Source organism: Pseudomonas meliae (genome assembly GCF_001400515.1).
Taxonomy (GTDB): domain Bacteria; phylum Pseudomonadota; class Gammaproteobacteria; order Pseudomonadales; family Pseudomonadaceae; genus Aquipseudomonas; species Aquipseudomonas amygdali.
The window spans coordinates 1-11305 of the sequence record NZ_LJQT01000232.1; the positions used below are offsets into that span (position 1 = coordinate 1).

Genomic DNA, 11305 nt, shown 5'->3' on the forward strand with positions numbered 1-11305 from the left:
TTGTCTACACCCTCCTAGCGGTATCAGCGAACTCACTTTTTAAACTTGAACGCCTATCATTGAGCAGTTTTATATCTGCCCCTGCATCCTCCCAACGCTTGATGCGCGGGTTGAATGTCCGAACGGCCAGCACTGGAATCACCATGCCTATTGCAGTCGCGAGCAAAACATCCTTGGCAGGGCCGTCAGGGTCGACCGCGTTGATTACACGGCTTACGGTAAACACGGTGCTCGCTGCGATCTGGCCGAGTGCCGAGGAAGCTGTCAGTTTCGTCGATAGCGGAGCATTGCCCTTGGCGACAGCCTTTATCGCAGGAACAGCCGCTTTTACACCCAGGTAAGCACCGAACAAACCGAGCCCTACCCACACAAATGAAAGTATCTGACTCTCATCTATCTTATGCCCGGTCGGATCAGACCGATTAACCGGATCACCCGCGCAGTACGCATAGGCATTCATACCGCCCTTGCCAAACGGGCTCAGGCTGTCCGGGCTGTTGAAGCGCATCAGAACGGGGTTGTAGGCGCGATAACCATTGCCCAACAGATAATGACCGGTCAATGGGTCGGGTCGCTCATCGTTGAAGCCTGGCAGCTGGCTCAACGCTTGCCTATGCCCATAGGGGGTGTAAGCGATAGGGTCAGACAAGCCGGCCGATACGGTGTGGAGCACGCTGTGCTGTTGGTCCGAGCCGATCAACAGCGTAGCGAGCGCTGACTGCGTGGCCAGCAACTGACGGTCGCGATGCAGGAACCGAACCTGTTCTGCCCCCTGAATCTCGCTGACCAGGGTGTCGGACTGATAGAACGAGCGGGCAATGGTCCCTGCCACAGGCGTGCGAGCCGCAAGCCGGTCAAGCGCGTCGTAGCGGTAACGGCACAGGGTAGTTTGCTGGCGCATGGTGAGTAACCGGAGTGGTCTTGATCGGCGAGGCAGGCCTCTTCAGGCACACAATGCATTGCGGGGACCGCAGCGGCTACTCGTAGAACTGCTAGGTTGCGTCAGGGGCTGTCAGTGGCTCTGAACACATTCCAGCTCGGCCTTGGCCATGTTGATCAGATGCACCACCGAGAACGCCAGATCACGTTTCAGGCCCTCGAGGTTGTCACCGGTTTCAGAAGCGGTGGCAGAGGCACAGCGCAGTATTTCGCTGACCTGTATCAGGGAATCTTCGAGAGAGTTGGGGAGCGGTGGAGACGGGGTCGAGTTGATCATCGCTTATTCCTTTAGCTGACAAGACCACCAGATGCCTGCTGCTAAACAAACAAGGGTGGCGACTTTGACGCGGGTTAGCAGACCGGTGTAGAACAAGCGCAAGCAACCGGCGCACCCGAAGGTGCCCCACGCAAAGCCGCCATAAACGGCACTTGCGCCACTTGTAATCCACAAACAGGCTGCTAAACCCGGTCGCTGACTCGCAGCGACCGACGCAGCCTAGTGTGCGGATTTGGCAGGCGCAAGGGCCCGGGATTTTCTAGGAAAGGTCATACGCAGGAAAGAGAAAAGACTGAAGGAAAGGTCCTGCAGGACAGGTTTTTCGTGAGCGGAAGTAACCTGATTTGTTCAGAAGAGGACGCAGAGCGTCCAGAACGCGTCGATCAACTGCCCTCGGTGCCGTGCGCTTCTTCGAAGAAGTAGTCCTTCCAACTCGCCGCCTTGTTTTTCAACACGCCCAGTTCATGCAGTTTTTCGGCGTAGATGAAGGTGCGCTGCGGGGTGACGGTGAAGTCGATTTCCGGGTCAGCGACGATTTTCTCTACCAGCGGCAACGGCAGTTTCGATTGCTCAACACGGATGTAGGTCTGCGCGGCAGCGGGCTTGTCGGCCTTGATGATCTTCTCGGCTTCGGCCAGCGCGTCGTAGAACGCCTTGTAGGTTTTGGGGTTTTCGTCGTGGAATTTCTCGGTGGTATAGAGCACGTTGAACGTCGCCTGACCGCCCAGCACGTCATAGGAACTGAGCACTTTGTGGACGTTGGGGTTTTCCAGCGCCTGGTACTGGAACGGCGGGCTGGAGAAGTGCGAGTTGATTTCCGAGCCGCCCGCCAGCAGCGCTGCGGTGGCATCCGGGTGCGCCAGGCTCACCGAGATGTTGTCGAATTTCTTGTACTTGTCGTTACCGAATACCTTGGCGGTTTCGATCTGCAAAGTACGCGACTGAAAGCCCACACCGGCAGCCGGCACAGCGATGCGGTCCTTGTCGGTGAAGTCCTTGATGGTTTTCACGTTGGGATTGTTGGTCAGCAGGTAGTTGGGCATGGAACCCAACGAAGCAATGGCTTTGACGTTCTGTTTGCCCTTGGTGCGATCCCAGACGGTCAGCATCGGTGGCACACCTGCCGACACCACGTCCAGCGCACCGGCCAGCAGCGCTTCGTTCATCGCCGTGGCACCGGAGATGCTGTTCCAGTCGACCTTGATGTCCAGCCCCTGTTCCTTGCCATGTTTCTCGATCAGTTTCTGATCGCGCACCACGTCGAGGATCAGGTAGCCGATACCGAATTGCTGAGCGATGCTGATCTTGCCTTCCGCCTGCACGCCGCTGCTGAGCAGGGCACCGAACAGGCCAAGTGTCGCCGCCAATACAGTCAGCGCCGGACGATGAAATGTTGTTGTCATGTGGTTCTCACCCTGATTTTAAAAAAAAAGACGGTGCTTCAACGCTGCATGCCCCAGCGCTTGACGGTCAGGCGCTCGATATTGGCGAACAGCAGGTTCTCGACCAGCAGGCCGATGAGAATGACTGCCGCCAGACCTGCAAAAACCTTGTCGGTATACAGCTCGTTACGATTCTGGAAGATGTACCAGCCCAACCCGCCCTTGCCGGACGACGCACCAAACACCAGCTCGGCGGCGATCAGCGTGCGCCAGGCGAAAGCCCAGCCGATTTTCAAGCCGGCGAGGATCGACGGCAGCGCAGCGGGAATCAGGATGTGCCAGACAAAGCGCAAGCCCTTAAGGCCATAGTTGCGCCCGGCCATACGCTGGGTTTCCGAAACGCCGAGAAAACCTGCGTAGGTATTGAGCGCCAGCGCCCACAGTACCGAATGCACCAGCACGAAGATCAGGCTGTTCTGGCCCAGCCCGAACCACAGCAGCGCCAGCGGCAACAGGGCAATGGCCGGCAGCGGATTGAACATCGCAGTCAGCGTGCCGAGCAGGTCGCGGCCCAGTTGGGTGGACACTGCAAGGGTGGTCAGGGCGAACGCCAGCACGATGCCGATCAGGTAGCCCTGAATCAGTACGGTCAGGGAAATCCACACCTTGCCTGGAAGCTCGCCGGAGATCAGCCCGTCATAAAAGGCGGCCGCCGTTTGCAGAAAGCTCGGCAACAGCAGGTCGTTGTTCTGCAAACGTGCAGCCAGTTCCCAGATCACCGCCAGAGCGATCATGATGACGCATTTGCGCACCCAGCTCAGTTGCCAGATACGCTGCGCCAGCGGCAGATCGCGGGCCAGGTCTTCCTGAGTGAAAGGCTCCAGCGTGATTTCATATTCTTCGCGAGCGGGAGGTGCGAGGCTCATGGTTCGGGTTTCCCGGTAATCGTGTAGATAGGACGCGGAGCGTCCTGAAAGGCATTACCACGCGGAGCGTGGGAACGATCAAGGCAGTCGCCTAGTAAGCAATCCGGATGTCCTGAAAATTCAGATCCTGCTCCACTGGCCCGGCCTCGCCCTCATCGAACAACAAACGATGAATACGCTGCGCGGTCTGCTGAAAGCCAACGCCGCCCAGGCTTTTCAGGTCGTATTGATGGCTGTTGATTTCCGCCCGTACGCGGCCGGGATGCGGTGACAGCAGCAGGATGCGGTTGCCCACCACCAGCGCCTCTTCAATGGAATGGGTAACGAACAGCAGCGTGAAACGCACCTCGTCCCACAGCTCCAGCAGTTCTTCCTGCATCTTGCGCCGGGTCAGTGCATCGAGCGCGGCGAACGGCTCGTCCATCAAGAGGATTTTCGGCTGCATGGCCAGGGCTCGGGCAATTGCCACGCGTGCTTTCATGCCACCGGACAAGGTATGCGGATAGGCATCGGCAAACGCGCTGAGGCCGACTTTTTCCAGGTAATAACGAGCGCGCTCCAGCGCCTCGGGACGCTTCAGGGTGCGTGACGCCAGCAGCGGAAACATGACGTTCTCGATCACGGTTTTCCACGGCGGTAACTGGTCGAATTCCTGAAACACCACGATGCGGTCCGGGCCAGGTTCGGTGACCTGATGACCTGCCAGACGAATCTCGCCCTCGCTGGGCCGGATGAACCCGGCTACGGCTTTGAGCAATGTGGACTTGCCGCAACCGGATGGGCCGAGCAGCACAAAACGATCGGCCGGGTCGACCTCGAAACTGACCTGATGCGTCGCCCGCACCACGCGCTCTGGCGTGCGGTATTCAAGGCTTACACCGCGAACTTGCAACAAGGCTTCAGTGATGTGCTGAACAGTCGGTTGCGGTTGGGCGCTCGTGCTGGCCGTGTGGCCTTGCGCGACAGCATTCATGAACGGCTCTCCTGAATCAAAATGGCGCGGTGCCTTGAATGGTCGTGCGATGCAGTTTGCGTCGCAGATGGGCCGGGCAGCCGGCAGCCAGGTGAATCAGGGAACGGTTGTCCCAGAACACCATGTCGTTGGCTTGCCATTGGTGCCGGTAAATATGCTCGGGCTTCACGCTGTGGGCGTAGATCTCGTTGAGAATCTGGCGGCTCTCGTCTTCCGGCAGGTCAAGAATCCGGGTGGTGAAACCCTCGCTGACAAACAACGCCTTGCGGCCTGTTTCAGGATGCGTGCGAACAATCGGGTGGCTGACTTCGACCACTTGGGCCAGTTGCTCGGCGGTCAGGGTCGGACGCCAGTTGGCGGCGTTATGGCCCTCGGCGTAGCGCGCAGTGTAACTGTGAACCGCCGAGCGCCCTTCGACGGCATCACGCAGGTGTTGCGGCAAGGTGTCCCACGCCTGATGCATGTCGGCGAACAGCGTGTCGCCACCTTCGCTCGGCAACTCTTGTGCGTAAAGCATCGAACCCAGGCTTGGCAGCTCTTTGTAAGACAGGTCCGAATGCCAGTATTTACCGGCATCGCCCAGCCCCACAGGCTTCTCGTTCTCGACAATGTTGGAGACGATCAGGATTTCCGGATGGTTAGCCAGCAGAAACTGCTTGAGCACATGGATCTGCAACACACCAAAACGACGGCTGAAATCGACCTGCTGCTGCGGCGTGATCTGCTGATCGCGGAACACCACGACGTGGTGATCCAGATGCGCCTGATGCACTCGCGCGAAATCCGCGTCATTCAACGGCCTGGACAGATCCAGCCCGACGATTTCCGCGCCCACCTTTCCGGTGAATGGACGCACGTCGAACGATTGCGAAGCAGATTGAGCGGACGATGAAGCGAGGGAGGCTGCTGGCATGAGAACTCCGACTCCAGAACAGTGTGACTGAAAGGCGGAACTGTATAGATATAAGAAAGAGAATTTAAATACCGTTGAGGAATATCGATAGTTCTGAATGCTTCCTGAGGATTTTTTGAGCGCACTCGCTAACATAAATGTGTCACGGCAGATACATCCAAGTGTAAGAACGCCTTGCTAGGGTCGGCGCCTTATCAAGATTGAGTACAGGCGCTCGCCATGCGATGTAATAAACCGGTTGCCCACGTAATGATGTCGTCGTTGATACTTTCACTGCTTGCGGTATCGGTACAGGCAGCGAGCCGTGCAAATGACGACCGGATCAACGGGGTCGATCTGCTTTCCGGGTTCAACACGTTGTGGACGACCGGTGCAACCTGGGATACCGGCACACCGACTGCGCTGGGGCAGAGCCTGCTCCGACGCAACCTGCAAATTGTCGTCGACCGTGCCAACTCGCGCACGCTTGCCCAGGAAACCGCCGCTTACTTCGATGACCGTCGCGATCAGAGCTACAGCGCCATCAGCGGTCTGGGCTCATTGAGTGATGCCTATAAAGCAGGCGCGGGGGCCTTCACTACCATCACGCAATTTGACGACAGCAACAAAACCGTCAAGTACGACGACAAGGGCAATGGCGCAGGCAGTTCGTCTTCAGCGCTGGGCAAAGTGGTCGATCTGGTCGGCGCCGTGCGCAATGACGCCTCCACGACCCCGGCCAAGTCCCACTATCTGTATCCACGGCCATGGCGGCAGAGCCTGGACGGACAAAACCTGGCATTCGTCGTCGCGCCGTCTTTGCGCCCGGCCGAAAGCACCACGCCGGCCAGTGACTCGGGGTTCCCCAGCGGCCATACCAACGCCGCCTACCTGTCTGCCTACGCCTTGGCCTACGCAATCCCAGAGCGGTTCAGCGAGTTGATGCTGCGTGCTTCGGAGATTGGCGACAACCGCATCGAAGCAGGCATGCACTCGCCCCTCGACGTGATCGGCGGGCGTATCACGGCGACCTATTTCGCCATCGACAACCTGTCCAATTCAGCCAACGCACAGTTGCGCGCCGACGCCCGCGCCCAGGCACTGACTTACTTCACGGCGCAATGCGGTGGCAACATCAACAACTGTATAGCGAGCATTGACCCGGCCACTGACCGCACTTCCCAGCATGCCCAGGACAAAGCGCTGTATACCTCGCGCATGACCTACGGTTTCGATCCGGTCGGCCCCACCAACCTGGCTCCGGTGGTGCCGACCAACGCAGAAGTGCTGCTGGAAACCCGCTTTCCGTACCTGGACGCCAGCCAACGCCGCGAGGTTCTGGGGACCACTGAAATATCTTCGGGCTACGCGGTAATCGACCAGTCGGGTGGCTACGGTCGCTTGAACCTGTATGCCGCAGGCGATGGCTACGGCGCGTTCAATTCCAACGTCACCGTCAACATGAACGCCAGCCTCGGCGGCTATAACGCCATCGACGCCTGGCGCAACGACATCAGCGGCAGCGGTGCGCTGATCAAGAACGGCACGGGCAACCTGATCCTGACCGGCAACAACACCTACTCGGGCGGCACGCTGATCAACGGCGGCACCCTGACCGGTCATGCCCAGGCCTTCGGCAGCGGCACGATCACCGACAACGCAACGCTGGTGGTCGATCAGTCCACCAACGACACCCTCGCCAACACCCTGACCGGCAACGGCGCGTTGATCAAACGCGGCGTCGGTTCACTGAACCTGACCGGCAACAGCAGCCTGTCCGGCGCGACGACCGTGCAGGCCGGTCGCCTGGCAGTGAATGGCAACCTCGGCAACTCCATCGTCAGCGTGCAGCAAGGCGCGACGCTGGGTGGCAACGGCACCGTCGGCGGCATCAACGTCGCTCAGGGCGGCGTAGTCTCACCGGGTAATTCGGTCGGGCAGCTGAACGTCAATGGTGACGTCAACCTGGCTCAGGGTTCGGTTTATCAAGTGGAATCGGAAGCCAATGGCAATGCCGACCGCATCGTCGCCAGCGGCCGCGCGACGATCAATAACAGCACGCTGTCGCTGGTCGAAGGCGGTAACTGGCTGGCCGCCAGCCGTTACTCGATCATTTCCGCAGCCGGTGGCGTGAGCGGTGCATTTGCCGCCGTGCAAACCAACTTCGCGTTCCTTACCCCGACGCTGAACTACACCGCGACAGACGTCGGTCTGACGCTGGATCGCAATGCACAAACCTTCGCCAGCCTGGCGACCACGCGCAATGCCAGCGCCGTCGCTCAGGGGCTCGACAGCGCGGGCGCAGGCAATGCGCTGTGGCGTCAGGTGGTGCAGGACGACGCAGCAACCGCACAGGCGACCTTCAAGGCGTTGTCCAACGAGCTGCACGCATCGACTCAATCTGCACTGATCGAAGACAGCCGTCTGGTGCGCAACGCCATGAACGATCGCATGCAACAAGCGCAGTCCGCGCAGTCATTCGGCAGCACAACACAAACCCTGGCCGGTGATGCCTCGCGTGGCGTGGTGTGGACTCAAGCCATCGGCGCGACCGGCCAGACCGACAGCAGCCGCGACGCTTCAGGCCTCGAAACCCGCACCAGCGGCCTGCTGTTCGGCGCTGACGTACCCCTCGACGACACCTGGCGCATAGGCGCACTGGCAGGCTTCAGCAACAGCAGCTTCGACCTGCGCCACGCGTCCGGCTCCACCGACAGCGACAACTACCACCTGGGCGTTTATGGCGGCGCGAAATGGGGCCAACTGGGCCTGCGTCTCGGCGCAGTGCGCACCTGGCATGAGCTGACCGCCAAGCGTACGCTGGACCTGCCGGGCTCGTCCGAGCACTTCAAGGAAGACTACAAGGCGGCGACCAATCAGGTCTTCGGCGAACTGGGCTACACCCTGGAAATGGGCAACGCACAGCTTGAACCCTTCGCCAATCTGGCACACGTACGACTCGACACCGACGCCTTCGACGAGAACAGCAACGCCATCAGCCTGCAGAACAAATCCCAGGACAACCACATCACCTTCAGCACCCTGGGCCTGCGTGCAGCGACCCGCCTGAGCGCTGGCAGCGTCGTGATCAAACCCAACGCCACACTGGGCTGGCGTCGCGCCTACGGCGACGTCACCCCGGAAAGCCGCTCAGCCTTCAGCGGCGGCAGCACCTTCGAACTCTCCGGCGCACCGATCGCCCGCAGCGCCGCAGTGCTCGGCGCAGGTGTCGACCTGGGGTTGAGCGATACCTTGAGCGTAGGCCTGAGCTACGACGGTCAAGTGAGCAACGATGCTTCGGATCAGTCGCTGAATGCTCGGGTGACGTTGGCGTTTTAAGGCTGAAGTGGCGGCTGTTCTCTGTAGGGACGGAGAGCAGCCTGCCAAAGTTATCAGGGGGTCTGAGCGCTCTTGCGTTGACCCTCAATTCCATCCAGCTCCAACCCTCTCGTTTTCATTTCCCGGCCTCTCGATCAGCCTCAACAATCGAGGTCGGGAATGGGCTGCGTGCCTTTGCAAACCACCACAGGGCACCCGCCCAGATAACGCTCGTCAGCACGGCCAAACTCAGGATGACCTGGCGGATGCCCAAGGGCGCTGCGAGCAGGGCCACCAGTAATCCTGCCAAGGGCTGGGACATGTTATTAAGCAGCGTAATCACGCCCACCGTCTTGCCAAAATCCTGGGGCGGTATCACCCGCTGCCGGAGGGTGCGCATGTAGACGTTGAACATCTTGTCGAAGCCGACGATCAGGTTGACGCCCACCGCCAGCGTGATGATCTTTTTCAATTCCGCTAGGCCACGGATATGCCCGAACGCAATCCGTAAGGGCTGCAGCCAGATGTCTTGATGCTGCTCGAACACTTCCAGCTTAAAACGGCCAAGACGTTGCCACGCCAACATGCAGAGGTCTGCCAGCAGGAATAGTCCGGCGATCCAGAGCACTACCCAGTGCCAGGCCCACACTTCAAGTATCAGTGCCGCCACCAGCGGCCCGAGGACCAGCCCTGACTGGTCGGCGATCTGGGAATAGGACAACGTTTTGGTGTAGCTGTAGTGCTGAAAGATATGCGGCATGAGCACTTCGCGCGCCATGATGCCTTGCGTGGTCAGCACCCCGCACAATGCCGACAGCACCACCAGCCACCCAATGCAACCAAAGAGTGCGTAGAGCACCATCGCCAGCACGCAGAGCAATGCCCGGTAGACCTGGCTGATGTGCAGAATTCTGATAGGCGAATACTTGTCGCACAGTGCGCCGCACAACGGAAACGCGAGAAACCTCGGTAACGATTCGACGAAAAACGCCAGCCCCGCCCATGAAGCGCTGTTGGTGGTCTGGAACACCACCAGCGGCACAATAAACAACAGGATCTGATCCGCCAGCCTGGACAGGAAAAGCGAGATGAAGAAAGCGAGGTAATCCTTGCGCATGAAGAACTCCGTTCAGTACTGGCAGCTCGTGCGTCAGTTATCATCGCTCAGGTCATAATCGGCTTGATACATCGATGCTGATGCGCCCTCTCCTGTCAGCTTGTAGAGAAATACCGATGAACTCATCGCCAAGGTATTTGGCCGTTCTGGCCACCCTGTTGATGGTCCTGCTAGCAGCTTGCAGCGCAGTGCCAGGCTCTTCCATGAAAACCGTCGCCGTTGCCCAGTCAGACCCGGGCGAAGGTGGTGTTCCCGCATTTTACACATGGCCGGATAAAGTGCCGTCGACACCGGGCCAACTGCTGCGCTCGGAACCGCTGACGGCCAAACAGAGCCTTGAGAATGCCGGACAGAATGTCCGCATCCTGTACACCTCGACAGACGGGCTCAACAACCAGCCAGTCGCAGTGTCAGGAGCCTTGTTCATGCCCAAGGGTGAGCCGCCAAAGGGCGGATGGCCGCTGATGGCGTGGGCGCATGGCACGGTTGGCAGCGCGGACATCTGTGCGCCTTCCTTTGCCGGGCGCAGTGATCGCGACACGCGCTATCTGAATGAATGGCTCGGGCGGGGCTACGCGATTGTGGCTACTGATTACCAGGGTTTGGGCACGCCGGGGCTGCACTCGTTCGGGCTGAGCAGTCCGCTGGCGTATGGTGTGCTCGACAGCATTCGTGCGGTTCAGAAGGCGGACTTCAATCTGTCTTCGCGGGTAGTTGTGTTCGGGCAGTCGCAAGGTGGCCGTGCCGCTTTCGCAACGGCCGTCTACCAGAAGACTTATGCGCCCGAATTGAACATTGTCGGTGTGGTTGCGACAGGGACGCCGTATCCGATGGCTCAATCGCGTGAGAAACATGCCGAACCGGACACCTTCCGCGATCAGGTCACGCCGTCGCTGGCCTATAACCTGTTGCGACTGAGCACTGCCGCACTGATCGACCCGTCGCTGCATCCTGCCGACTACCTGAGCGACCGCGCAAAGCCTGCGTTCGAAACCAGTCAGCGTGAATGCCTGCAAGCCATCGAGCGCAAGGTGGTCGCGGATGGACTGACATTCAACAACAGTTTCAAACGCTCACCCGATAAGGCGCTCGATCAGGTAAATCGCCATTCGGACTACCCGACGTTAAAGTCGGACATTCCGGTTTTTATCGGCACGGGGGGCAAGGATGTCATTTCACCTGTTCGCAGCCAGATCGCGCTGGTGAAAGATGCGTGCAAGGTCGGCGACCGCATCGAGTGGCATTACTACCCGCAGCTGGATCACTCCGGCGCAGTGAATGGCTCTCTGCCGGACTCGACACGCTTTGTCGAGAAAGCGTTTTCAGGGGCCTTTATGGCGGGGAATTGTGGGGCGATGCGGAGCGACGCACGATAGACGAGATTATCGTTCGGTACGCTCCAGCGTCGGAGTGCCTTGGGTGACGCTCTGCGTCACAGATCCGTGCCGCGCCACATGCTCGAAAGAGGACGCAGAGCGTCC

At 59.5% G+C, this 11305-nt stretch carries 9 protein-coding genes; 2 read left to right on the forward strand and 7 right to left on the reverse strand.

Features of this window, described 5'->3' with window-relative positions; all coding sequences use genetic code 11:
• Positions 1–4 precede the first annotated feature (4 nt).
• The 6 genes from ALO64_RS10405 to ALO64_RS10430 form a co-directional block, all read right to left on the reverse strand.
• The gene (locus ALO64_RS10405) at positions 5–901 is read right to left on the reverse strand and encodes an RHS repeat-associated core domain-containing protein (protein ID WP_044344826.1); all 897 of its coding nucleotides are present in this window, start codon (positions 899–901) and stop codon (positions 5–7) included.
• Between the two features lie 111 nt (positions 902–1012).
• Positions 1013–1216, reverse strand: coding sequence for a DUF6124 family protein (locus ALO64_RS10410; RefSeq protein ID WP_002551590.1), 204 nt, complete (start codon positions 1214–1216; stop codon positions 1013–1015).
• Positions 1217–1599: 383 nt separating this feature from the next.
• Positions 1600–2619, reverse strand: coding sequence for an ABC transporter substrate-binding protein (locus ALO64_RS10415; protein WP_044344825.1), 1020 nt, complete (start codon positions 2617–2619; stop codon positions 1600–1602).
• A 38-nt stretch (positions 2620–2657) separates the two neighbouring features.
• Positions 2658–3524 (reverse strand): ABC transporter permease, encoded by an 867-nt coding sequence (locus ALO64_RS10420; protein ID WP_002551588.1) that lies wholly within the window; start codon positions 3522–3524, stop codon positions 2658–2660.
• Between the two features lie 91 nt (positions 3525–3615).
• Entirely contained in the window at positions 3616–4497 is an 882-nt protein-coding gene (locus tag ALO64_RS10425) for an ABC transporter ATP-binding protein (RefSeq protein ID WP_002551587.1), read from the reverse strand.
• Positions 4498–4513: 16 nt separating this feature from the next.
• Positions 4514–5410, reverse strand: coding sequence for a TauD/TfdA dioxygenase family protein (locus ALO64_RS10430; RefSeq protein ID WP_005730943.1), 897 nt, complete (start codon positions 5408–5410; stop codon positions 4514–4516).
• Positions 5411–5629: 219 nt separating this feature from the next.
• On the opposite strand from ALO64_RS10430, the gene ALO64_RS10435 reads away from it, so the two are divergent.
• Complete coding sequence (locus tag ALO64_RS10435) at positions 5630–8728, forward strand: autotransporter domain-containing protein (protein ID WP_044344824.1); 3099 nt, start codon at positions 5630–5632, stop codon at positions 8726–8728.
• A gap of 115 nt (positions 8729–8843) precedes the next feature.
• Here the strand turns inward: ALO64_RS10435 and ALO64_RS10440 are convergent, their stop codons facing one another.
• Positions 8844–9824, reverse strand: coding sequence for an MFS transporter (locus ALO64_RS10440; protein ID WP_044344823.1), 981 nt, complete (start codon positions 9822–9824; stop codon positions 8844–8846).
• Between the two features lie 116 nt (positions 9825–9940).
• On the opposite strand from ALO64_RS10440, the gene ALO64_RS10445 reads away from it, so the two are divergent.
• Complete coding sequence (locus ALO64_RS10445; RefSeq protein ID WP_031599673.1) at positions 9941–11200, forward strand: lipase family protein; 1260 nt, start codon at positions 9941–9943, stop codon at positions 11198–11200.
• The last annotated feature ends 105 nt before the right edge of the window (positions 11201–11305 follow it).